Origin of the sequence: Kribbella sp. C-35, from assembly GCF_046549195.1 — a bacterium.
Classification (GTDB): Bacteria; Actinomycetota; Actinomycetes; order Propionibacteriales; family Kribbellaceae; genus Kribbella.
In genome coordinates, this window is the sequence record NZ_JAJPWG010000001.1 from 123,402 (window position 1) to 146,278 (window position 22,877).

Here is a 22,877-nt window from a genome sequence, read left to right on the forward strand (position 1 = left end):
ACTGTCCAGCTAGAATCCAGCCATGCCGAAGTTGTGGAACGACAGCATCGCAACGCATCGGGAGGCGGTGCGGGACGCCGTACTCGACGCCGCCGCGGCCGTGGTCGCCGAGCGCGGGCTGACTGGTGTGACGATGGCGGAGGTTGCGCAGCGAGCGGGCGTCGGGCGGGCGACGCTGTACAAGTACTTCGCCGACGTCGAGTCGATCCTGATCGCATGGCATCAGCGCCAGGTTGCCGACCATCTCCAGCAGCTGCACGAGATCTGGGAGCGGACCGGCCGGATCGACGACGTCCTGGAGTCGTATGCCTTCATCTGTTACGAGCACCCAGCATCCGATGCGAGGGACCTGCACCGATCGGAGCACGTCAGTCACGCCCGCGAGCACCTGGTGGAGTTCATCGCGGAGCGACTGGGTGAGGTGCGCGTCGACGTACCGCCGAAGGAGTTGGCGACGTACTGCGTGCACGCTCTCCAAGCAGCAGGCGCCGTACCGTCGAAAGCGGCGGTACGGCGCCTCGTGCAGGTCACGTTGGACGGGCTACGCGGCCAACCGGGTGGGTGAGAGGTTGAGCCGGCGGAGCAGTTGGGCGTTGAGAGCTACGACGATCGTGGAGATCGACATCAGGAGCGCGCCGACGGCCGGTGAAACGACCACCCCGGCGAAGGCGAGGACTCCGGCGGCGAGCGGGACCGTGATCACGTTGTAGCCGGTGGCCCAGACGAGGTTCTGCCACATCTTGCGGTAGCTCGCCTTGGACAGGTCGATGACCGAGAGGACAGCGCGCGGGTCGTCGGCGGCGAGGACGACGCCGGCGGACTCGATCGCGACGTCGGTGCCGGCGCCGATCGCGATCCCGACCTCGGCCCGAGCCAGCGCCGGCGCGTCGTTCACCCCGTCACCGACCATCGCGACCTTCAGCCCGCGAGCCTGGAGCTCCGCGACCTTGGCGTCCTTGTCCTGCGGCAGCACTTCGGCGAACACCTCGTCGATACCCAACTCCTTCGCCACCGCGTCAGCGACCTGGTGTGCGTCGCCGGTGATCATCGCGACCTTCACGCCACGCTTGTGCAGCGCCGCGACCGCCTGCCGGGACTCTTCGCGGACCTCGTCCTCGAGCGCGATTGCACCCAGCACCTGCCCGTCCCGAACCACATGCAGCACCGCGGCCCCGCGAGCCTTCCACCCGTCGACCTCCGCCGCCAGCTCATCCGGCTCAACCAACCCGCTCTCCCGCAGGTACGCCGGCCCGCCAACCGCAACCTCAGCGCCCTCAACCACAGCCTGCACGCCCCGCCCAGTCAACGACCGGAAGCCAGACGCCACGAGCCGACCGTTGCCCCCGGCAACTCCACGCTCCTGCACACCACCTTCTACGCGGCCGTCGCCGACCCGCACACTGACTTGGGCGTCAGCCGCCCGCACGATCGCCTTCGCCAACGGGTGTTCGCTGTCCGCCTCCACCGCAGCGGCCAACTCCAGCAACTCGTCGTGCGACACCTCTCCGACAGTCGCGACCCCCATGACGGCCGGCTCGCCCTTGGTCAACGTGCCGGTCTTGTCGAACAGGACCGCGTCGATCGTCCGCATCCGCTCCAGCGCCAACCGGTTCTTCACGAGTACGCCGGCCTTCGCCGCCCGCTCCGTGGAGATCGCGATCACCAGCGGGATGGCCAGCCCGAGGGCATGCGGGCAGGCGATCACCAGGACGGTCACAGTTCGCGTCACAGCCTCGTCGAACTTGCCGAGCAACGCCCAGACCACGAACGTGATCAGGCCGGCGATCGACGCGAAGTAAAAGAGGAACGCGGCGGCGCGATCCGCCAGCGCCTGTGCACGGGACGACGAGGCCTGCGCCTCGGCCACCAACCGTTGAATGCCGGCCAGTGCCGTGTCGTCGCCGACCGCGGTGATCTCGACTCGCAGAGCATTGTCGGTGGCGACAGTTCCCGCGACCACTGCGTCACCGACGGCCCGCGACACCGGCCGCGATTCGCCGGTGATCATCGACTCGTCCACCTCGGCCTGGCCCTCGACCACGGTGCCGTCCGCCGGCACACGCCCGCCGGAGCGCACCAATACGACGTCGCCGGTCTGCAGTTCGTGCAGCGACACCTCGACGACCCCGTTGTCGGTCACCTTCTCGGCCGAGTCCGGCAGCAGCGCCGCCAATGCGTCGAGCGCACCGGACGCCGCGCCGAGCGCCCGCATCTCCAGCCAGTGCCCGAGCAGCATGATCACGATCAGCAGCGCGAGCTCCCACCAGAAGTCCAGGTCGAACCCGCCGAGCTGCAGCGTGGTCACCCACGAGGCGACGAACGCGACCGTGATCGCCATCGAGATCAGCAGCATCATCCCGGGGCGCCGCGACCTCAGTTCGCTCCAGCCACCGGTCAGGAACGGCTGCCCGCCGTACGCGAAGATCACCGTGCCGAGCACCGGCGCGATCAGCCCTGCGCCGGGGAAGTCGGGCCTCATGTACCCCAGCAGGTCCGCGAACATCTCACTGAAGAACACCACCGGCACCGCCAGCGCCAAGCTGATCCAGAACCGGTCCTTGAACTGCGCCGCATGATCCCCGTGACCACCATGCTCACCGTGCCCGCCGTGGCCACCGTGGTCCATGTGGTCCTCGTGACCGCCGTGTCCGTGCTGCTCGTGCTCGCTCATACCTCGGAAGATACCCCTAGGGGGTATCAGAAATCAAGGTATGGAAAAGCCCCGCCACCCAAAGGTGACGGGGCTAACCCCTGAACCCGTCTACAGCGGATCGATGTCGGTCAGCGTCTCCGGCGTCAGCTCGACCCACCGAGTGATGCCGATGTCCCGCAGGAACGGCACGTCGTGACTGGCGATCACGAGCGCTCCGTTGTACGACGCCAACGCATCCTTCAACTGCGCCACACTGGCCAGATCGAGGTTGTTCGTCGGCTCGTCCAGCATCAGCAACTGCGGCGGCGGTTCCGCGAGCAGCAGTGCCGCCAGCGTCGCCCGGAAGCGTTCGCCACCGGACAGCGTGCTGACGAACTGATCCGCCGCCCGCCCGCGGAACAGGAACCGCGCCAGCCGCGCCCGCCGCTCCTGGTTCTCCGTACTCGGAGCCAGCAACGCCAGGTTGTCCACGATCGACAGGTCGTCCCGCAGCAGATCGAGCCGCTGCGGCAGATACCGGAACGGCACAACCGGCAACTCCCCCGCCACGATCGACTGCAGCAGCGTGGTCTTCCCGGCGCCGTTCGACCCGGTCAGCGCGATCCGCTCCGGACCGCGGATCTCCAGGTCGACGTGCGCCCCGGTCCGCAGTACGTGATCCTCCAGCCGAAGCACGACGCGCCCAGCAGGTACGGCGGTCTTCGGCAGATCGACCCGGATCGCGTCGTCGTCGTGGACCTTCTCCTCCGCGTCCGCGAGCGCCTCCTGCGCCGAGTCGAGCCGCTCGGACTGCATCCCGAGATGCTTACCCGCCGACACCTGGGCGGACCGTTTCAACCCGCCCGCGATGATCTTCGGGATCCCGCCCTGCTCGAAGGCACGCTGGCCTCGTGCGCGGCGCTGATCCATCTTCATCCGCGCCTCGACGAGATCCTTCTTCTGCTTCCGTACGTCGGCCTCGGCCGCCCGCAGCATCCGCTCCGCGGCCTCCTGCTCGACCGCGACCGCCTCCTCGTACGCGGTCAGGTTCCCGCCGTACCAGGTGACCTCGCCCTTCCGCAGGTCCCCGATCTGGTCGACGCGATCCAGCAGCTCGCGATCGTGGCTGACGATCACCAACGCACCGCGGAACTGGTCCACGGCGTCGTACAGATGCCGCCGCGCCCGCAGGTCGAGGTTGTTGGTCGGCTCGTCGAGCAGCAGTACGTCGGGACGCCGCAGCAACTCGGCCGCGAGCCCGAGCAGGATCGTCTCGCCGCCGGACAGCTCGCCCACGCTGCGGTCGAGGCCGATCGCGCCCAGCCCTAGCTTGCCGAGCAGGGCCTCGGCGCGTTCGTCGACGTCCCACTCGTCGCCGACGATCGCGAAGTTCTCCTCCGAGGCGTCGCCGGACTCGATCGCGGTGATCGCCTTCCGGACATCCTCGATGCCGAGCGCCTGGTCGACCCGCAACGAGGTGTCGAGGGTCAGGTCCTGCGGCAGGTACCCGAGCTCGCCGCTGACCCGGATCGCCCCGCGCTGCGGGGTGAGCCGGCCGGCGATCAGCCGGAGCAGCGTCGACTTGCCGGTGCCATTGCGGCCGACCAGGCCGGAGCGGACCGGGCCGGCGACGAACGTCAGGCCGTCGAACTGCACCTCGCCGTCGGGCCAGGCGAAGAAGAGGTCGGTACAGGACAGGGAAATGCTCATGAGTGTCGACTCCTGCGGAGGTCTCGAACGAGACCGCACACCAGAACGGTGGCGATCAATCGGTTGCGGAGAAAGACCTCAGTTCGACAACTCGAACCCCTGCCCTCGGGAATGTGACTCCCCAAGCTTACGGATCCCGGTTGGCTTGATCAACCATTTTCCGAACGCTTGCGCCGGGCAACGACCACCAGATCGACCAGCGCGACCACGGCGAGCGCCCCGAACGCGATCACCCACCCACCCGGCAGGTCGTACAGGACCGCCAACCACGTCGACGCCACGAACAGCACCACCCCGAACGCGGACAAGACGATCCGCAGCGTCAACGCGCTACGAGGTGGAGGTGGTTCGAAGGCCATACCTCCGATGTACTCCTAGGAGGCCTTGCGGAGCCAGGTTTCGACGCCGGCGATGTGGGCGGTCATCCAGGCGCGGGCCGCCTCGGCGTCGCGGATCTCGATGGCGTCCAGGATCGCGGCGTGTTCGGCGAGCGTGCGCTCGACCGCGCCGGCCTGGGTGACGCCGCGCCAGATCCGGGCCCGCTGGGTCGCGCCGGAGATCCCGTCGAGCAGCGAGCAGACCACCTGGTTCCCGGTCGCCTCGGCGATCCCGCGATGGAACCGCAGATCGTTCGCGACCAACTCCTCCACCGAAGCATCCGGCGCCAGATCGCTCGTCAGCAAGCGCAGTTCTTTGACCTGTTCGGCGCTGATCCGGGTCGCGGCCAGCGCCGCCACACCGGGCTCGAGCAAGCGCCGTACCTCGAAGAACTGCAGCACCGAGTCGTCGCGGTGCAGGTCGACCATGAAGTTCAGCGCGTCCAGCAGATGCGCCGAGTCGAGGCTGGTCACGTACGTCCCGTCGCCGTGCCGGACGTCCAGCACGTTGACGAGCGTCAGCGCCTTGACCGCCTCACGCAGCGAGTTCCGCGACAACCCCAGCCGAGCCGCGAGATCCGCCTCCTTCGGCAACCGGTCACCCGGACCGAGCTCCCCCGAGGTGATCATCCCCTTGATCTTGACGATCGCCTCATCCGTCAACGCCATCCGTTCAGTATGACGCCAGGCGAGCCTAAGAACAGGTAGTAGTCCTCGCCCGACGAGCCCCTCCCGCCTGAGGCAGGCCGCCGCCAGGCCGATTTCCCCCACCACCTCCTGTTCTTAGGTACATCACCCCGTCCCGGCAACCCGGGCGAGCAGGGTGGGCCGGGTCGGTGCGCCGGTCTTGGCCAGGATCGCCTTGACGTGGTCGTTGACGGTGTGTTCGGAGAGGAACAGGCGCTGGGCGAGGTGGCGAGAGTCGGCGCCGGTGGTCAGTTCGACGAGGATCTCGCGTTCGCGAGGCGTCAGGGCGTGCGCGAGCGCGAAGACTTCCAGGCGTTCGGCCGGGGTCGACTCCTCGATGGTGACCGCGATGTCGGAGTCGGGTGCGGTGCGGGCGGCGCGGAGGGTGACCCAACGGCCGGCGCCCAGGTGGACGCGTGACCACGGCGGCCCGATCGGTACGCCGTTCTCGGCAGCAACGAGCGCTGCCGCCAGGTTGTACGCCGCCGCCGGGATCGCCTGCTCGACTACGGCCGGATCGTCCGGCGGGTTCAACCGATGAAGGGCATCGCGGGCCGCGGGCGTGCCGACCTGGACCTGCAGATCCGCGCCAAGAACCAGAACGGCCGGCCCGCCAGATGGAGGCGGGACCGGCGCGGTGAAGGTTCGTGCCTGAGCGCTTCGGAGGGCGGTGGTCAGCGCCGGTACGACGGACGCGACCAGCTCGCGTTCGGTCGACGTGAAGGGTGAGCTGCTCGTGCGCCAAAGGTCCAACCAGGCCCACCAGCCGAAGCGGTCGGCGAACACGGCCGTCAACACCTCGACGTCGTCCGTACGACGCCATACGACTGGGCCGGTATCAACGCGGAGGTTGGTCCAGCGCAGGTACCGCGACTGGATGAGAGCGGGAAGGTCCGGCCAGGACAGGCCTGGGATGTCGGCCAGAGGTGAGGTGCCGATCCGGGTGATCGGGTCGGTGAGAGTCCAGACATAGGCGTCGAACGGCACCGCACGCCGCAGCTCGGTCAGCGCCCGCTCGCGCAGCGCCTTCGCGTCGAGCGTGCCGGAACACAGCCGTTCCACCCGATCCCGCACACCGTGAGCGTACGAAAGATCCCCAGGATCGGGGATGGGCCGGCACCACCGGGCAGGCTCACGCTGATCGCATGATCACACTGCACATCGAGAACACCATCGCCGACTACGACGCGTGGAAGGCGGCCTTCGACCGCTACGACCGCGCCCGCCGCGACCACCACGTGCTCGCGTACCGCATCAGCCGTCCCGTCGACGACCCCGCCACGGTCCACATCGACCTCGACTTCGACACCCGCGAGGACGCCACCGCCTTCGTCCAGGTCCTGGAGAAGATCTGGCAGACCCCACTCTCCGCCGCCGTCTCCAGCACCCACGCCGCCCCCGAGCTGCGGACGCTCGAGGAGGCGACCGCCTAGGGGGTGTCTGATGGTTCCACGCCGTCGCGAGGAGGTGCCGAGTGCCCCGCAGTAGGCGTGGAACCATCAGACACCCCCTAACATCCGGTCATGAGCACTCCGGGGTACTCGGGCAAGCCGCTCGCCGCCAAGCTCGGGATCAAGGCGGACCACCTGGTCCTGCTCGACAACGCCCCGGCCGGTTTCGCCATCGAAGGACTCCCGCCGGGTACGTCGGTAGCACGCCGAGCCGGGCGTACGCCGTACGACGTCGTGCTGATGTTCTGCCCCGACCGGGCCCGGCTGACGAAGCGGCTGCCGGCGCTGCTCGCCAGGACCACGACCGCCGGCATGATCTGGACCGCCTGGCCGAAGCGGTCCTCCGGCGTGCCGACCGATCTCGACGAGAACGGGATCCGCGAGCTGGCCCTGCCGCTCGGTGTCGTCGACGTCAAGGTGTGCGCGATCGACGCGACCTGGTCCGGCCTGAAGCTGGTCCGGAGGCTGTCCAGCCGATGAAGGCCAATCATGCCCAGGTGGACTGATTTGGAGCGTGATGTTGACCACACTTCTGCACGGTGGTGATCGTCACGGGTGGCGAATGGACAACTGCATACAGTGGCCAGCCACGCTCAGGACGCCATCCGAACCGGCCGCCCAGGACCCGCCGGAAAGCCACCTCTGCAAGGCGTCCCGGAGCTATGACCGTTGCTCTCCGCGCCGGCGGGCGGTGAGAGGACGGTGTGTGGCCTGAAACACCTTTGTGGGCAGTGTTTCAGGCGCCGATGGATCCGGTCGCCAGAGCCCGACCACTCGACACACTGGTCCGGTGGTCCCGAGCTGTGGAAGTGGTCCCCCTGCTATTAGCCTTTGCTTGGGACACCACCCATAACATCAGCATTAACGAACCGCGGTACCGGACCCGAAATCGGAAGAGGCGAACTGCCAAGTGGCCACCGAGCCATCAGACACCAATCCCCTAGCAGCCTTCGGTGCGAACGAATGGCTGGTCGACGAGCTGTACGAGAAGTACCAGCAGGACCCGAATTCGGTGGATCCGGCGTGGCTCGACTTCTTCAAGACGTACAAGCCTGATGGTGACGCGAAGCCGGTGACGACTCCCCCGGCCGACGCTCCCCGACCGGACGCGGTGTCCGACAACAAGACCCCAGAAGCACCGAGCCGCGGTACGGCGACCGCGCCCGCCCAGAGCGCCCCCGCTGCCGCAGCCGCGGCGGCGACCCCGGCGACGGCGGCGACCCCGGCCGCCCAGGCCCCGGTCAACACCCCGGCCCCTGCTCACGCCGCTCCCGAAGCACAGCGTCCTGCTGCCAAGTCGGCAGGCCCGACCGGAGGCACGGTGAATCAGCCGCCCAGCGCTCAGACCAAGCCCACCCCCGCGACCAGCGCGGACTCCGAGCGGCTGATCCTCCGCGGCGCCCCGGCGCGGACCGCGCAGAACATGGAGACCAGCCTCACGGTCCCCACCGCGACCAGCGTTCGCCAGGTGCCGGTCAAGCTGCTGATCGACAACCGGATCGTCATCAACAACCACCTCAAGCGCGCCCGCGGCGGCAAGGTGTCCTTCACCCACCTGATCGGCTGGGCGCTGGTCAAGGCGCTGAAGACGCTGCCGGACATGAACGCGTCGTACGACGAGACCGACGGCAAGCCGACCCTGGTCCACCCGGCGCACATCAACCTCGGCCTGGCCATCGACATGCAGAAGCCGGACGGCACCCGGCAGCTGCTGGTGCCGTCGATCAAGGCGACCGAGACGATGACGTTCGCCGACTTCTGGATGGCCTACGAGGACATCGTCCGCCGGGCCCGGGACAACAAGCTCGCGCTGCCGGACTTCCAGGGCACCACGATCAGCCTCACCAACCCCGGCACGATCGGTACCCAGCACTCGGTGCCGCGGCTGATGACAGGCCAGGGCTGCATCATCGGCGTCGGCGCGATGGAGTACCCGTCGGAGTACCAGGGCGCGGCCGAGGAGACGATGGCCAAGCTCGCGGTCAGCAAGGTGATGACGCTGACGTCGACGTACGACCACCGGATCATCCAGGGCGCCCAGTCGGGTGAGTTCCTGCGCCGGATCCACCAGCTGCTGCTCGGCGGCGAGGGCTTCTACGACGAGATCTTCCAGTCGCTGCGGATCCCCTACGAGCCGATCCGCTGGGCCGCCGACCTCCCGCACAGCCACGAGGAGGACATCAGCAAGCAGGCCCGGATCCTGGAGCTGATCCACGCGTTCCGGGTGCGCGGCCACATCATGGCCGACACCGACCCGCTGGAGTACAAGCAGCGCAGCCACCCGGACCTCGACGTCGCCACCCACGGCCTGACGCTGTGGGACCTGGACCGCGAGTTCGCCACCGGCTCGTTCGGCGGCAACGACCGGCGGTTCATGAAGCTCCGCGAGATCCTCGGCATCCTGCGCGACTCGTACTGCCGGACCACCGGTATCGAGTACATGCACATCCAGGACCCCGAGCAGCGCAAGTGGATCCAGGAGCGGGTCGAGCGCCCGCACACCAAGCCGCCGCGCGAGGAGCAGCTGCGGATCCTGGCCAAGCTGAACGAGGCCGAGGCGTTCGAGACCTTCCTGCAGACCAAGTACGTCGGTCAGCGGCGCTTCTCGCTCGAGGGCGCGGAGACCACGATCCCGCTGCTCGACGAGCTCTGCGAGGAGGCGGCCGGCGCCGGCCTGGAAGAGGTCGCGATCGGCATGGCACACCGCGGCCGGCTGAACGTGCTGGCCAACATCGTCGGCAAGTCGTACGGCCAGATCTTCCGCGAGTTCGAGGGCAACATCGACCCGCGGACCGTGCAGGGCTCCGGTGACGTCAAGTACCACCTGGGCGCCGAGGGCGAGTTCGTCTCCGAGTTCGGCGACAAGATCAAGGTCTCGGTGGCGGCGAACCCGTCCCACCTGGAGACCGTCGACCCGGTGCTCGAGGGCATCGTCCGGGCCAAGCAGGACATCCTGGACCGCGGCGCCGCGTTCCCGGTGCTGCCGCTGCTCGTCCACGGTGACGCGGCTTTCGCCGGCCAGGGCGTGGTGGCGGAGACGCTGAACCTGTCCCAGCTGCGCGGCTACCGGACCGGCGGCACGATCCACGTGATCGTGAACAACCAGGTCGGGTTCACCACCTCACCGGCCTCGTCGCGCTCGTCGATGTACTCCACCGACGTGGCCCGGATGGTGCAGGCGCCGATCTTCCACGTGAACGGCGACGACCCCGAGGCCTGCATCCGGGTCGCGGACCTGGCCTTCGAGTACCGGCAGGCGTTCAACAAGGACGTCGTCATCGACCTGGTCTGCTACCGCCGCCGCGGTCACAACGAGGGTGACGACCCGAGCTTCACCCAGCCGCTGATGTACGACCTGATCGAGCAGAAGCGCTCGGTCCGCAAGCTCTACACCGAGGCCCTGATCGGCCGTGGCGACATCACGATCGAAGAGGCCGAGCAGGCCATGCAGGACTTCCAGCACCGGCTCGAGCGGGTCTTCGCCGAGGTCCGCGAGGCGAAGAGCCAGCCCGACACGCCGCCGCCGTACGTGACGGCGCCGGACTACCCGGACAAGCCGGAGGGCCCGGACGCGACCGCGATCACGCCGGAGGTGCTGAAGAAGATCGCCGACGCGCACACCACGCTGCCGGCCGGCTTCACCGTGCACCCGAAGGTGATGCCGCAACTGCAGCGCCGCGCGCACGCGATCACCGAGGGCCCGATCGACTGGGCCAGCGCGGAGATCACCGCCTTCGGCTCGCTGCTGCTCGACGGGCGTCCGGTCCGGCTGGCCGGCCAGGACAGCCGCCGCGGCACGTTCGTCCAGCGGTTCGCCGCCGTCATCGACCGGGTCAACGGGCAGGACTACGTCCCGCTGCAGCACCTGGACGAGGGCGGTCAGGGGAACTTCTACGTCTACGACTCGCTGCTCAGCGAGTACGCCGCACTCGGCTTCGAGTACGGGTACTCCGTGGCGCGGCCCGAGGCGCTGACCCTCTGGGAGGCGCAGTTCGGCGACTTCGTGAACGGCGCCCAGTCCGTCATCGACGAGTACATCTCGTCCGGTGAGGCGAAGTGGGGCCAGAAGTCCGGCGTCGTGCTGCTGCTGCCACACGGCTACGAGGGCCAGGGCCCGGATCACACCTCGGCCCGGATCGAGCGGTTCCTGGCGCTGTGCGCGGAGGACGCGATGACGGTGGCGCAGCCGTCGACCCCGGCGTCGTACTTCCACCTGCTCCGCCGGCACACACTCGGCGAGGAGCACGTCCCGATGATCGTCTTCACGCCGAAGCAGCTGCTGCGGCGCAAGGAGGCGGTGTCGCAGCCGGAGGAGCTGACCCACGGCACCTTCAAGCCGGTGCTCGGCGACGCCGAGGCCGAAGCGAACGCGGCCGGCGTCGAGCGGGTGATCCTGGCCTCCGGCCGGATCGTGTACGACCTGCTCGCGGAGCGGAAGACGGTCGAGGCGGACAAGATCAGCACCGCGATCCTCCGGGTCGAGCAGCTCTACCCGCTGCCCGCCGACGAGATCGTCGCCGAGCTGGCGAAGTACCCGAACGCGACCGAGATCCGCTGGGTGCAGGACGAGCCGGCGAACCAGGGCCCGTGGCCGTTCATGGCGCTGAACCTGACCGAGCACCTGGGCGGCAAGCCGTTCTACCGGGTGTCCCGGCCGGCCATGTCCGCTCCGGCGGTCGGCTCGCACGGTGTGCACGGCACCGAGCAGGCGACGCTCCTGAAGCAGGCGTTCAGCTGACGTGTACTTCACCGACCGCGGGATCGAGGAGCTCGAGAAGCGGCGTGGCGAGGAGGATGTCACGCTCGCTTTCGTGGCCGAACGGCTGCGCGAGTTCGTCGACCTGAACCCGGAGTTCGAGACGCCGATCGAGCGGTTCGCCACCTGGCTCGCTCGGCTGGACGACGAGGACGACGAGTAATCTGAGCGAATGCCCTTCGCCTCGCAGCCCGTACGACGGGTTGCCGCGGCGGAGGGCATTCGCGCGTCCGCACGCTGGCCGCACACGATCCCGGCCGTCCGTCAGCTGCTCACCGACGGGCTCGACTTCGACCCAGGCGTCACGTTCCTGGTCGGCGAGAACGGCGCCGGCAAATCCACCCTCGTCGAAGCGATCGCGGTTGCTTTCGGCCTGTCCCCAGAGGGCGGATCCACCGGCGCCCGGCTCACGACCCGCGCAACCGAGTCACCCCTTGCCGACGATCTGATGCTGACCCGCGGCGCCGGCGCCAAGCGCGCCGGATTCTTCCTCCGGGCCGAGACCATGCACGGCTTCTACACCTACCTGGAGCAGAACCCGCGAACCTCGGGGCCACCAGACCTGGCCTTCCACGAGCTGAGCCATGGCGAGAGCTTCCTGAGCCTCATCAACGACCGGTTCAGCCGCCAAGGGTTCTACTGCTTGGACGAGCCCGAATCGGCCCTCTCGTTCTCCAGCAGCCTGGCAGTGGTCGGCGTACTCGACCGTCTCGCGGAGGCCGGCTCACAGGTACTCTGCGCAACCCACTCCCCCGTCATCGCAGCACTCCCCGGCGCGACGATCCTCGAGGTCGGCGAGTGGGGCATCCGCCGCACGACGTGGGACGAGCTGGAGCTGGTGCAGAACTGGAAGGCGTACCTGCAGGCGCCTGAGCGCTACCTGCGGCACATCCTCTAGATCCGGCTTGCGTGGTAGGCAGCCAGCACCGGCGGGATGCCGTCGGTCATCATCTTGCGGCGCACCCTGGCCAGCAGTTTGGACATCGCGAACCCGTCGATGCCGGTGAAGCCGGTATGCGTCCACGTAACCCGGGTGCCGCCGGCAGTCTCCTCGAGCAGGTAGTTCACGTCGGTAACGTCGTCGCTGTCCTGGTCCCCACGCCACGTGTAGTGCATCGAGCGTGGCCTATCGACGGCGATGACCTCGCAATAGACGATGCCGGCCCAGCCGATGGTCGGTTTGCCGATGAACCGGAACTTGGTTCCCGGTATTGCGGCGAATCCTTCTGGTCGGCCGCCCTGACCGGTCGTGGTCCACTGCGCGACGTACGCCGGATCGGTCAGCACGGTCCAGACCTCGTCTATCGGATAGTCGTACTCGTGGACAACGGCGTACTGGCTCATGGCTCCTCCTGTCCTTCGCCCACTCGTCAACCTAGCCTACCTAACGTTAGGTAGTCCAGCCTACCTTGCGGTAGGCTGGACCGCATGGAGGATCACGCGATCGGGCGCCGCTCCGGGCCAGACACGCGAGCCGCGATCCAGCGGGTCGCCCTGGAGCTGTTCACCAGGAAGGGGTACGAGGCGACGTCGCTGCGCGAGATCGCCGACGAGCTGGGCATTCAGAAGCCGTCGCTGTATTACCACTTCAAAGGCAAAGAGGACATCCTCCGTGCGTTGTTCGACGAGCGCGGCGACGAAGCCGAGCAGTTGCTGGAGTGGATCGGCCAGCAACCCCAGACACCTGAACTGGTCCGAGCCGCCGTGCTCCGGTGGGTGCAGTCGTTTCCCGTCAACAAGCTCCGCGGCATCCGGTTCCTGTCCGCCAATCCGCTGATCGCACGCACCTTCGACGGCCGCACCAACGACCGGATCGGCTCGACACTGAATCAGCTGGTGGACCGTCTGGCGCCCCTCTTGCCCGACCGGACCCCGTCGAAAGTGCTGCAGCTCCGGATGGCCCTCCTGAGCATCAACGCGGCCGTCGATGCGGCCACCCTCACAACATTCACCGACGAGCAAACCCTCACCGCCGCAAAGGCCAACGCAATCGCAGTAATCGACGCACTGCTCTAATGGAGCTCCACGTTCTGTGAGTCAGCTCAGTTCCTGGTCGGCGAGTGCGCTCACGCGAGCTGCAAGCCCAGCGAGCGTCTCGTCCTGACTCGCCGCTGCATCCGGTGATCAGTCCGTGTGCGGCGGCCGCGTCCGCCGTGGTGGGTCGGGGGCTAGGGTGCCGTCGGGGGCGATGTGTTCGAAGATTTGGTCGACCAGGTTGAGGACGTGGGGGTCGTCGACGGTGTAGATATGGCGGCGGCCTTCGCGGCGGGCGGTGATGATGCCGGCCAGGCGGAGTTTGCCGAGGTGTTGGCTGGCGGTGGCGATACTGACGCCGACCCGCTCCGCCAAGGTGCCGACGTCGTACTCCCCCTGGGCGGCCAGCGACACCAGGTGCAGGCGGACCGGAGCGGAGAGCATGGCGAAGGTGCCCGCGGCGGAATCGAGCTGCGCCTTCGTCGGTTCACGGTTGGTCATCGCGCAGTCATTGTGACCGCTCAGGCGGTCTCCGGGCAGTCCGGCGTGCCGTGGTGAGCACGGTCTCATACTTTCGCAATTGCGAAAGTATCGAAACGGTGGCACGCTGGAAGGCGTGTTCCGAGCTCTCCGCCCTGTTCTGCTGCTGCTCCTGGCGGCGATCCCCGCGGTCGCCCTCCGGGTCACCGGCACCCATCCCCCGGCGCTCGCGTCGATCCTGATCTTCGGCGTCGCCGTGGTCGCCGCATCGTTCGTGCTGGCCTGGGCGGCGGAAGCGGCGGAGATGGACATCTCGGGCGGTCTCGCGATCGCGCTGCTCGCGGTCATCGCCGTACTGCCGGAGTACGCGGTGGACTTGTACTTCGCACACACCGCCGGCTCGAACCCGGAGTACGTGCAGTACGCCGCCGCCAACATGACCGGATCGAACCGGTTGCTGCTCGGCCTCGGCTGGTCCAGCGTCGTACTGATCAGCCTGTACGTCGCTTCGCGGCGGAGCGGGCGCTCCGTGAAGGCGCTCGTACTGGAGACCGGGTACCGGCGCGAGCTGGGCTTCCTCGCGGTCGCCGGTGTGGTCGCGTTCGTGATCCCGGTGACCGGTGAGATCCACATCGTGCTCGGGATCCTGCTGCTCGCGTTCTTCGCCTTCTACCTGTTCCGGGCGGCGACGTCGGAGCACGACGACGAGCCGGACCTGATCGGGCCGGCGGCGACCATCGGCGCGCTGCCAAGGCTCCAGCGCCGGATCACCGTGACCGCGATGTTCCTGGTCTCGGCCGGGGTGATCCTGGCGGCGGCCGAGCCGTTCGCGGACTCGCTCGTCGCGGGTGGTCACACGCTGGGCATCGACCAGTTCCTGCTGGTCCAGTGGCTGGCTCCGCTGGCGTCCGAGGCGCCGGAGTTCATCGTGGCGCTGCTGTTCGCGTGGCGGGGCAAGGGCGCCGCGGCGCTGGGCCTGCTGATCTCGGCCAAGGTGAACCAGTGGACGCTGCTGATCGGGAGCCTACCGATCGCGTACGGGATCGGCGGCGGCGGTGCCGCGCTGCACCTGGACGGGCGGCAGGTCGAGGAGTTCCTGCTGACCGCCACGCAGACGCTGCTCGGCCTCGCGATCCTGCTGAACCTGCGCTTCCCGCGGTGGGCGGCGTGGACGTTGCTGGGTCTGTTCGCGATCCAGTTCGCCGTACCGGGTCAGAGCGGGCGCTACGTGATCAGCGTGATCTACCTGGCGCTCGCGGTCGGCGCGGCGATCCACAACCGCAAGCAGCTGACGGCGACGATCCTGGCCCCGTTCCGGCGTACCGAAGAGCTCGCCGACGCGGAGCGCGCCGACGAGCTCGTCAAGGTCTAGGCACGCCTTAGCTGGCCTGCTGCTCTTCGATGATGGGGCGGGTACGGCGTTCCTGCGGGCCGGGGCGGCCGCGGCGGCGGCCGGAGAGGAACTTCTCGCCCGCGGCGGTGCCGGTGAACTTGGTCCGGCGGGCCCACTCGCGGCATTCCTCGATCACCGGGCACGACGTCAGGCAGATGGCCTGGGCCTTGCGCTGCTCCCACGAGCTGGCCGTCTCGTCGTACGACGGCGCCTGACCGACACACGCGGCCTTCGCCATCCAGTTGTCGGCCGGGTCGACAATCACCGTCAAAGTGGGCCTCATGGGCTTCATCGCTCCTCATCGATCGGGCGGATCGTAGGAACAGAGTGACCCCGTCGCGTTGCCCCGGTGCGACGGATTTGTTTCAGCCGTGAAACGTCCCAGCGGTTTGTTGTCACAAATGTGCCGCTGGCACTATCTCCGGACCAGCCGGACCTCCCAGAGGTCGAAGTACGGGTCGTGCTTGCGGACACCGTCCGGCTCGAACCCGTGCCGGCGGTAGAACCGCTGCGCCTGCTCGTTCCCCTCGAAGACCCAGAGGAACGCGGGCTGCTTGCCGACGGCAACATCCAGGAGCCGGGTGCCGAGACCGGTCTTCCAGAACGCCCGCCGCGTGTAGATCGCCTCCAGCTCGAACGGCACCGGAGCGTCCTCGTCGCGGCCGGGGCCAATCCCGGCGAACCCGGCCACCCGGTCCTGCACCGGCGCGTCCGGGTCCGGGTTCAGCGCGATCCAGCGTCGCCGGCCGTCGCCCAGCGGCGTGGTCCAGCGTTCGATCCGGCGCTCGAGGTTCGACGTACGCTCCAGAAGCAGGTCGGCCGGCACGAGACCGGCGTACGCCTCCCGCCAGCAGAGCAGATGACACCAGGCCGCGGCCTCGGCGTCGTCGGGCGTGACGGGCCGGATCTCGGGTTGCACTCAGACAGTAAAGACGATCTTGCCGAACACGTCGCCGGCATTCATCTTCTCGAAGCCGGTGCGGGCCTCGGCGAGCGGGAGGACCGTGTCGATATGCGGCGAGATCCCGGCGTTCGCCATGAACTGCACCAGCTCGGCGAGCTCGGTCCGGGTGCCCATCGTCGAGCCCTGCACCCGCAGCTGCAGGAAGAAGACCCGGTTCAGCTCGGCCGACTTCGGCGCCTGGCCGCTCGTCGCGCCGGAGATCACCAGCGTGCCGCCCTGCTTCAGCGACTTGAGCGAGTGCGACCAGGTCGCCTGCCCGACCGTCTCCATCACCGCGTCGACCCGCTCCGGCAACCGCGCGCCCGACTCGAACGCGTCGTGCGCCCCGATCTCGACCGCCTTGGCCCGCTTGCCCTCGTCCCGGCTGGTCGCCCACACCCGGATCCCGGCGGCCCGCGCCAGCGTGATCAGCGACGTCGCCACACCGCCACCCGCACCCTGCACGAGGACCGTGTCACCCGGCTTCAGCCCCGACTGCGTGAACAACATCCGGTACGCCGTCAGCCACGCCGTCGGCAAGCACGCAGCCTGCTCGAAACTCATCCCGGCCGGCTTCGGTACGACGTTCCGCGCCGGTACGGCGACCTTCTGCGCCAGCGTGCCCTGGTACCGCTCGCTCAGCAGCGACCGCTTCGGGTCCAGCGTCTCGTCGCCCTTCCACGCCGGGTCCGAGATCACCGCGTGCACGACGACCTCGTTCCCGTCCGGGTCCACACCTGCCGCATCACACCCGAGAATCATCGGCAGACTCTGCTCACCCAGCCCGACCCCCTTCAACGACCACAGATCGTGATGGTTGAGCGCAGTCGCCCGTACGTCGATGGTCACCCAGCCCTCAGGCACCGTCGGATCGGGCCGCTCCCCCACCTGCAGCGCGGCGATCGGGTTGTCGGCATCGAACTTGGCGGCATAAGCAGCAAGCATGCGGACCACCTTAGGCGGTGGTCTACGCGGAGTCAGTTACCGAACTCACCAGGGGTTTGGAAAGCACCCGGTCGAGCAGCTGCCGCGATTCCTCCAGGGCCGCAATCGACGAGCTGATGCGTTCCCGCTCCTGGTGCAGTTCGTCGACGAGCACCGGACACGTCGGCGCCAGATCCTCGGTCACACATGGCAGCACCCGCCCGATCGTCGCCGTCGACAGCCCCGCAGCCAACAGCTCACGGATTCGCCCGACGACCTCGACGTCGCTCTCGGCGTACGCGCGATACCCGCTGGCCAACCGATCCGGCCGGAGCAGGCCCTGGTCCTCGTAGTACCGCAGCAGCCGCTCCCTCGCCCCGGTCCCGGCCGCCGACGGCGAGTTCGCGATCGTCGGGTATTCGCTCGGGTCGGCGATCGCGATCCGCGCCGCCGTGCGGCACCCGGATCGCCGTGCCCACGCTGGTCGTCTCGACGACGCACGACAACCTGGTCACGCCGTACCACCACCGGGAGGTTGCCGACGGCATCGACGGTGCCCGGTACGCCGAACTCGAGTCCGGGCACCTGCCGTTCGTGGAAGCCCTGGCGGAATGGATCCGGCTGGTCCGGACCTTCCTTGACGATCAGGCCCGGGCGACGCCGTCGGTTGCGGCGGCGGCTGCTACCGCGGCGGATACTGCGGGGGCGACGCGGGGGTCGAAGGGGGACGGGATGATGTAGTCCGGGCGCAGGTCCGACTCCGAGATCAGGCTTGCCAGGGCATCGGCGGCGGCTAGTTTCATGCCTTCGGTGATGCGGGAGGCGTTCGCGTCGAAGGCGCCGCGGAAGATGCCGGGGAAGGCCAGGACGTTGTTGATCTGGTTCGGGAAGTCGGAGCGGCCGGTGGCGACCACGGCGGCGTGGCGGTGGGCGATGTCCGGGTGGACCTCGGGGTTCGGGTTGGCCAGCGCGAAGATCATCGCGTTGTCGGCCATCTGCGCGACGGCCTCCTCCGGGACGGTCCCGCCGGACACCCCGAGGAACAGGTCCGCGCCCGCGAGCGCGTCGACCAGCCGGCCGGAGATCCCGCCGGTGTTGGTGTCCCGGGCGAGCGACAGCTTCACCGGGTTCAGGTCGGCGCGGTCCTCGTGCAGCACCCCCTTGCTGTCGACGACCGCGAGGTCGCCGACGCCTGCCTGCAGAAGGATCCGGGCACACGCCACGCCGGCCGCACCCGCACCGGAGATCACCACCCGGATGTCCTCGATGGACTTACCGGTCACCCGGAGCGCGTTCCGGAGCGCCGCGAGTACGACGACCGCCGTACCGTGCTGGTCGTCGTGGAAGACCGGGATGTCCAGCCGCTCTTTCAGCCGGCGCTCGATCTCGAAGCAGCGCGGCGCGGAGATGTCCTCGAGGTTGATCCCGCCGAACGACGGCGCCATCCGCGCGACCGTGTCGACGAACTCGTCCACGTCGGTGCAGTCCAGCGCGATCGGCACCGAGTCGACGCCGCCGAACTCCTTGAACAGCAGCGCCTTGCCCTCCATCACCGGCAGCGACGCGGCCGGGCCGATGTCGCCGAGGCCGAGGACCGCGGTGCCGTCGGTGACGACCGCGACCACGTTCGACGTCCAGGTGTAGCGCCGTACCAGCGTCGGATCTTCGGCGATCGCGGTGCAGACCCGGGCGACGCCGGGGGTGTACGCCTTCGACAGGTCGTCGGCGTCGTTGACGTGGATCGAGGACGTGACCTCGATCTTGCCGCCGCGGTGCAGTTCGAAAACCGCGTCTCCGGCGTACTGATCTGAGGAAATAGTGGACTCAACAGCCTGGGCGGCCATACGGGGACCCTTCGGGGGAAAATCGAGCGGAACGTGAGGTAGTGGGCGTTCGATGAGGGTGCGTCGAACGGCGCCGTTGCCAGGGGGTCACCCGTCGGTCGAGTAAACCACAGGCACAACTGGTCTGCTGTGAGGGGTCCCACATCGCCCGGAGTGTGCCAGGATTCTCGGATTCACAACCCCTGTCGAGGAGAATCCGCGATGAACATCGTCCCCACTCTCCGCAAGCGCCGCGTCCAGGCGGTCGCCTCGGTCGCCGTCCTGGCCCTCACACTGGCCGCCTGCGGCAACGACTCGGACTCCGGTGGTGGTTCCGAGGACAAGGCGAAGGCGGCGGGCATCACGCTGGTCAAGTCCGGCAAGCTGACCGTCTGCACGCACCTGCCGTACAAGCCGTTCCAGTACAAGGACGGCACCAAGGTGGTCGGCTTCGACGTCGATCTGCTCGACCTGGTCGCCCAGGACCTGGGGCTGGAGCAGGACGTCGTCAACATCGAGTGGGCCCAGGTCACCTCGGGCGCCGCGTTCCAGGCGAAGAAGTGCGACATGGGCATGGGCGCGATGACGATCACGCCCGAGCGCCAGGCCGCGATCAGCATCACCGCGCCGTACATGGACGCCACCCAGGTGCTGATGGCCAAGAAGGACTCCGGTATCACCGGGCTGGCCGACCTGAAGGGTAAGAAGATCGGCGCCCAGGCCGACACCACCGGCAAGAAGTACGCCGATGACAACAAGGCCCAGTTCGGCTACACGGTGATCCCGTTCAACGACCTGGCGATCCAGACGAACAACGTCAAGTCCGGCCGGGTCGACGCCGCGATCAACGACAACGGCGTGCTGTACGACTTCGTCAAGGAGAACCCGGACATGGCGGTGGTCGCCGAGTTCGACACCGGCGAGCAGTACGGCTTCGGCGCGCTCAAGGACGGCAGCGGCCCGAAGCTGGTGGCCAAGTTCAACGAGCTGCTGACCAAGGCCAAGTCGGACGGCAAGTACAACGAGATCTACAAGAAGTGGTTCGGGGTTGAGCCGAAGAAGTGAGCACCCCGACCGATACTCCCGTCGTTGAGCGGAAGGGGCTGAGCCCGCGGCAGCGGGCCCAGCGCTCCCGCTGGATCCAGTACGCCGTCCTCGTCGTCCTGGTCTTCGCCGCCGCGTTCAGCGCGAACTGGGGCCAGATCGTCAGCGTGTTCTTCAAGCCCGAGTTCATCAAGTCGACGTTCCACGACGGCGTACTGATGGCGCTGGTGAAGACGCTCGAGTACACGGCCGGCGCGTTCGTGATCGGGCTCGCCGGCGGCACGGTGCTCGCGCTGATGAAGCTGAGCCAGGTCGGCCCGTACCGGTGGCTCGCGACCGGCTACATCGAGTTCTTCCGGGGCCTGCCGGCGATCGTGGTCTTCATCGCGTTCAGCCTGCTGCCGCTGGCGTTCCCGGGGATGACGATCCCCTGGGATCCGTACGGCGTGGTGTGGCTGGCGCTCGGGATCGTCGCGTCGGCGTACATGGCCGAGGTGATCCGCGCCGGCATCCAGGCGGTGCCGAAGGGACAGGTCGAGGCGGCCCGTTCACTCGGCATGCCGGCCGGTGTGGCGATGCGGAAGATCGTGCTGCCGCAGGCGTTCCGGATCGTGCTGCCACCGCTGACCAACGACCTGATCCTGCTGGTGAAGGACTCCTCGCTGGTGTTCATGATCGGGGTCTCCGCGGACGGGTACGAGCTCACCGGCTTCGGCCGGGACTTGGCCAACACGTACTCGAACCTGACCCCGATCGTGGTCTGCGGGTTCTGCTATCTGTTGATCACCCTGCCGCTGGGCCTGCTGGCCCGCCGGCTCGAGGCACGGACGGCGAGGACGCGCTGATGGCACTGGTCGAGATCAAGCACCTGCACAAGTCGTTCGGCAGCAACCACGTCCTGCGCGGTATCGACTTCACCGTCGAGGAGGGCGAGGTCGTCTGCGTGATCGGACCGTCCGGGTCCGGCAAGTCGACGCTGCTGCGCTGCGTGAACCTGCTCGAAACGCCGCAGGAGGGACAGGTGATCGTCCGCGGCGAGGACATCACCGATCCGGACTGTCACCTGGACGCGGCCCGGCAACAGATCGGGATGGTGTTCCAGCAGTTCAACCTGTTCCCGCACCTGACGGCGCTGGCCAACTGCACCGTTGCCCAGCGCACCGTTCTCAAGCGCGCCCCGGACGAGGCGGACAAGGTGGCCCGCGGCAACCTGGAGCGGGTCGGGCTGAGCGACAAGATCGACGCGTACCCGGCACAGCTGTCCGGCGGCCAGCAGCAACGGGTGGCGATCGCCCGCGCGCTGTCGATGGACCCAGCGCTGATGCTGTTCGACGAGCCGACGTCCGCGCTCGACCCGGAGCTCGTCGGCGACGTGCTCACGGTGATGCGCAAACTCGCGCTCGACGGTATGACGATGCTCGTCGTCACCCACGAGATGGCGTTCGCGCGCGAGGTCGCGGACCGGGTGGTGTTCATGGACGGCGGCGTGATCGTCGAGCAGGGACCGCCCGCCGAGGTGATCGGCAGCCCCAAGGAGGAGCGCACGCGCACCTTCCTGCGGCGCGTCCTGGACCCGACCCACGTCGAGCCGACGCCCTGAAACCGCGGATCTCGTGACGCTGCGTGTCCGGATGATCGCCGGGCACGCAGCGTCACGGCAGCCAAGCTACGAATAGGTCTCTGTTCGGGGTTGGTCCGTGCGCGCTCCGCAGGTCGCTGTGTCAAGATGCGGACAGATGGCACCGGGCCGACCGGTGCCCGGTTTTGGAGGACTAGATGTCTGTCCTGCGGAGGACGCTGGTGCTGTCCGGCGTCCTGGTTCTCGCGGCCGCCGGGTGCGGCTCGAACACACTCGAAGGTAGTACGCCCAGTTCGTCGACGAGCGCCTCCTCCAGCGCACCGGCGAGCAGTGGGCCGGACCTCAGCGGTTCGCTGCCGGCGAAGATCAAGTCGGCCGGCAAGATCGTCGTCGGCGTCGACGCGACGTACCGGCCGAACGAGTTCCTGCAGGGTGGGAAGACCGTGGTCGGCATGGACGTCGACCTGTTCAACGCGGTGGCGCAGAAGTTCGGCGTCACGGTCGAGTGGCAGCCGGCCGGCTTCGACACCATCATCACCGGTGTGCAGAGCGGCAAGTACGACGTCGGCGTCTCGTCGTTCACGATCAACGACAAGCGCAAGCAGCAGGTCAACATGGTCAGCTACTTCAGCGCCGGCACCCTGTGGGCGACCGCAAAGGGCAACCCGAAGGGCGTCAAGGCCGACGACGCGTGCGGCAAGACGATCGCGGTGCAGAAGGGTACGACGCAGCTCGAGGACGACATGCCGAAGCGGCAGGCCGCCTGCAAGACGGCCGGCAAGCCGGAGATCAAGCTCGTCGTCCGGGAGAAGCAGGACCAGGCCACCGCGGACCTGGTCGCCGGCAAGGCCGACGCGATGCTGGCCGACTCCCCCGTCGTGCTGGACGCGATCAAGCAGACCAACGGGCAGCTCGAGCAGCTCGGCGAGATCTACGACGCGGCGCCGTACGGGTATGTGATCCCGAAGGCGGAGACGCAGTTCGCTCAGGGGATCGTGCAGGCCCTGCAGGCGCTGAACGCCGAAGGCACGTACAAGAGCACGCTGCAGAAGTGGAACAACGACTCCGGCGCGATCAGCGACTTCGCCGTCAACCCGTGAGTCG

General features: G+C 68.2%; 24 protein-coding genes. 12 read left to right on the top strand and 12 right to left on the bottom strand.

Annotated features, from left to right (window positions below; all coding sequences use genetic code 11):
* The first annotated feature begins 22 nt into the window (after window positions 1-22).
* Window positions 23-565, top strand: coding sequence for a TetR/AcrR family transcriptional regulator (locus tag ACLJOO_RS00630; RefSeq protein WP_410784772.1), 543 nt, complete (start codon window positions 23-25; stop codon window positions 563-565).
* Here the strand turns inward: ACLJOO_RS00630 and ACLJOO_RS00635 are convergent.
* The 5 genes from ACLJOO_RS00635 to ACLJOO_RS00655 form a co-directional block, all read right to left on the bottom strand.
* Window positions 542-2,671, bottom strand: coding sequence for a heavy metal translocating P-type ATPase (locus ACLJOO_RS00635; RefSeq protein ID WP_410784773.1), 2,130 nt, complete (start codon window positions 2,669-2,671; stop codon window positions 542-544). The two genes, ACLJOO_RS00630 and ACLJOO_RS00635, sit on opposite strands and share 24 nt — an antisense overlap.
* 90 nt (window positions 2,672-2,761) lie before the next feature.
* The gene (locus ACLJOO_RS00640) at window positions 2,762-4,342 is read right to left on the bottom strand and encodes an ABC-F family ATP-binding cassette domain-containing protein (RefSeq protein ID WP_410784774.1); all 1,581 of its coding nucleotides are present in this window, start codon (window positions 4,340-4,342) and stop codon (window positions 2,762-2,764) included.
* Window positions 4,343-4,491: 149 nt separating this feature from the next.
* Window positions 4,492-4,701 carry a DUF6343 family protein gene (locus ACLJOO_RS00645; RefSeq protein WP_410784775.1) on the bottom strand — a complete coding sequence of 70 codons (210 nt, stop codon included), beginning with the start codon at window positions 4,699-4,701 and terminating at the stop codon, window positions 4,492-4,494.
* A 15-nt stretch (window positions 4,702-4,716) separates the two neighbouring features.
* On the bottom strand, window positions 4,717-5,388 hold the full coding sequence (locus tag ACLJOO_RS00650) for a FadR/GntR family transcriptional regulator (RefSeq protein ID WP_410784776.1): 672 nt from the start codon (window positions 5,386-5,388) through the stop codon (window positions 4,717-4,719).
* A gap of 123 nt (window positions 5,389-5,511) precedes the next feature.
* On the bottom strand, window positions 5,512-6,480 hold the full coding sequence (locus ACLJOO_RS00655; protein ID WP_410784777.1) for a response regulator transcription factor: 969 nt from the start codon (window positions 6,478-6,480) through the stop codon (window positions 5,512-5,514).
* A 71-nt stretch (window positions 6,481-6,551) separates the two neighbouring features.
* On the opposite strand from ACLJOO_RS00655, the gene ACLJOO_RS00660 reads away from it, so the two are divergent.
* From ACLJOO_RS00660 to ACLJOO_RS00680, 5 genes are all read left to right on the top strand, one after another.
* Window positions 6,552-6,839 carry a hypothetical protein gene (locus tag ACLJOO_RS00660; RefSeq protein WP_410784778.1) on the top strand — a complete coding sequence of 96 codons (288 nt, stop codon included), beginning with the start codon at window positions 6,552-6,554 and terminating at the stop codon, window positions 6,837-6,839.
* A gap of 90 nt (window positions 6,840-6,929) precedes the next feature.
* The gene (locus tag ACLJOO_RS00665; RefSeq protein ID WP_410784779.1) at window positions 6,930-7,337 is read left to right on the top strand and encodes a DUF3052 domain-containing protein; all 408 of its coding nucleotides are present in this window, start codon (window positions 6,930-6,932) and stop codon (window positions 7,335-7,337) included.
* A 430-nt stretch (window positions 7,338-7,767) separates the two neighbouring features.
* Window positions 7,768-11,595 carry a multifunctional oxoglutarate decarboxylase/oxoglutarate dehydrogenase thiamine pyrophosphate-binding subunit/dihydrolipoyllysine-residue succinyltransferase subunit gene (locus tag ACLJOO_RS00670; RefSeq protein ID WP_410784780.1) on the top strand — a complete coding sequence of 1,276 codons (3,828 nt, stop codon included), beginning with the start codon at window positions 7,768-7,770 and terminating at the stop codon, window positions 11,593-11,595.
* 1 nt (window position 11,596) lies between these two features.
* Window positions 11,597-11,776, top strand: a complete 180-nt coding sequence (locus tag ACLJOO_RS00675) for a DUF6104 family protein (protein WP_410784781.1) — start codon at window positions 11,597-11,599, stop codon at window positions 11,774-11,776.
* Window positions 11,777-11,785: 9 nt separating this feature from the next.
* Window positions 11,786-12,511, top strand: coding sequence for an AAA family ATPase (locus ACLJOO_RS00680; protein WP_410784782.1), 726 nt, complete (start codon window positions 11,786-11,788; stop codon window positions 12,509-12,511).
* Here the strand turns inward: ACLJOO_RS00680 and ACLJOO_RS00685 are convergent.
* Window positions 12,508-12,957 (bottom strand): SRPBCC family protein, encoded by a 450-nt coding sequence (locus ACLJOO_RS00685; RefSeq protein ID WP_410784783.1) that lies wholly within the window; start codon window positions 12,955-12,957, stop codon window positions 12,508-12,510. The two genes, ACLJOO_RS00680 and ACLJOO_RS00685, sit on opposite strands and share 4 nt — an antisense overlap.
* Window positions 12,958-13,041: 84 nt before the next feature.
* Between ACLJOO_RS00685 and ACLJOO_RS00690 the strand changes: the two genes are divergently transcribed.
* The gene (locus ACLJOO_RS00690) at window positions 13,042-13,629 is read left to right on the top strand and encodes a TetR/AcrR family transcriptional regulator (RefSeq protein ID WP_410784784.1); all 588 of its coding nucleotides are present in this window, start codon (window positions 13,042-13,044) and stop codon (window positions 13,627-13,629) included.
* Window positions 13,630-13,737: 108 nt separating this feature from the next.
* Here ACLJOO_RS00690 and ACLJOO_RS00695 read toward each other — a convergent pair whose 3' ends face one another.
* Window positions 13,738-14,088 carry an ArsR/SmtB family transcription factor gene (locus ACLJOO_RS00695; RefSeq protein ID WP_131334319.1) on the bottom strand — a complete coding sequence of 117 codons (351 nt, stop codon included), beginning with the start codon at window positions 14,086-14,088 and terminating at the stop codon, window positions 13,738-13,740.
* Window positions 14,089-14,167: 79 nt separating this feature from the next.
* Here ACLJOO_RS00695 and ACLJOO_RS00700 point away from each other — a divergent pair, with 79 nt between their 5' ends.
* Window positions 14,168-15,439, top strand: coding sequence for a sodium:proton exchanger (locus ACLJOO_RS00700; protein ID WP_410784785.1), 1,272 nt, complete (start codon window positions 14,168-14,170; stop codon window positions 15,437-15,439).
* 7 nt (window positions 15,440-15,446) lie between these two features.
* On the opposite strand, the gene ACLJOO_RS00705 is transcribed toward ACLJOO_RS00700, so the two are convergent.
* The 5 genes from ACLJOO_RS00705 to ACLJOO_RS00725 all read right to left on the bottom strand — a co-directional run bounded on the left by ACLJOO_RS00705 (window position 15,447) and on the right by ACLJOO_RS00725 (window position 19,171).
* Window positions 15,447-15,743: a WhiB family transcriptional regulator gene (locus tag ACLJOO_RS00705; protein WP_410784786.1), complete on the bottom strand. Its 297-nt coding sequence runs from the start codon at window positions 15,741-15,743 to the stop codon at window positions 15,447-15,449.
* Between the two features lie 132 nt (window positions 15,744-15,875).
* Complete coding sequence (locus ACLJOO_RS00710; RefSeq protein WP_410784787.1) at window positions 15,876-16,379, bottom strand: GNAT family N-acetyltransferase; 504 nt, start codon at window positions 16,377-16,379, stop codon at window positions 15,876-15,878.
* Window positions 16,380-17,348: a zinc-binding dehydrogenase gene (locus ACLJOO_RS00715; RefSeq protein ID WP_410784788.1), complete on the bottom strand. Its 969-nt coding sequence runs from the start codon at window positions 17,346-17,348 to the stop codon at window positions 16,380-16,382. It abuts the gene before it with no gap.
* A gap of 22 nt (window positions 17,349-17,370) precedes the next feature.
* Entirely contained in the window at window positions 17,371-17,769 is a 399-nt protein-coding gene (locus tag ACLJOO_RS00720; RefSeq protein WP_410787105.1) for a MerR family transcriptional regulator, read from the bottom strand.
* A gap of 202 nt (window positions 17,770-17,971) precedes the next feature.
* On the bottom strand, window positions 17,972-19,171 hold the full coding sequence (locus ACLJOO_RS00725) for an NADP-dependent malic enzyme (RefSeq protein ID WP_410784789.1): 1,200 nt from the start codon (window positions 19,169-19,171) through the stop codon (window positions 17,972-17,974).
* A gap of 201 nt (window positions 19,172-19,372) precedes the next feature.
* Between ACLJOO_RS00725 and ACLJOO_RS00730 the strand changes: the two genes are divergently transcribed.
* The 4 genes from ACLJOO_RS00730 (at window position 19,373) to ACLJOO_RS00745 (ending at window position 22,873) form a co-directional block, all read left to right on the top strand.
* Window positions 19,373-20,215 carry a transporter substrate-binding domain-containing protein gene (locus tag ACLJOO_RS00730; protein ID WP_410784790.1) on the top strand — a complete coding sequence of 281 codons (843 nt, stop codon included), beginning with the start codon at window positions 19,373-19,375 and terminating at the stop codon, window positions 20,213-20,215.
* The gene (locus ACLJOO_RS00735) at window positions 20,212-21,039 is read left to right on the top strand and encodes an amino acid ABC transporter permease (protein WP_410784791.1); all 828 of its coding nucleotides are present in this window, start codon (window positions 20,212-20,214) and stop codon (window positions 21,037-21,039) included. The genes ACLJOO_RS00730 and ACLJOO_RS00735 overlap by 4 nt, the downstream gene beginning before the upstream one ends.
* The gene (locus ACLJOO_RS00740; RefSeq protein WP_410784792.1) at window positions 21,039-21,794 is read left to right on the top strand and encodes an amino acid ABC transporter ATP-binding protein; all 756 of its coding nucleotides are present in this window, start codon (window positions 21,039-21,041) and stop codon (window positions 21,792-21,794) included. Before ACLJOO_RS00735 ends, ACLJOO_RS00740 begins: the two co-directional genes overlap by 1 nt.
* Window positions 21,795-21,970: 176 nt before the next feature.
* Window positions 21,971-22,873: an ABC transporter substrate-binding protein gene (locus ACLJOO_RS00745; protein WP_410784793.1), complete on the top strand. Its 903-nt coding sequence runs from the start codon at window positions 21,971-21,973 to the stop codon at window positions 22,871-22,873.
* Window positions 22,874-22,877 lie beyond the last annotated feature (4 nt).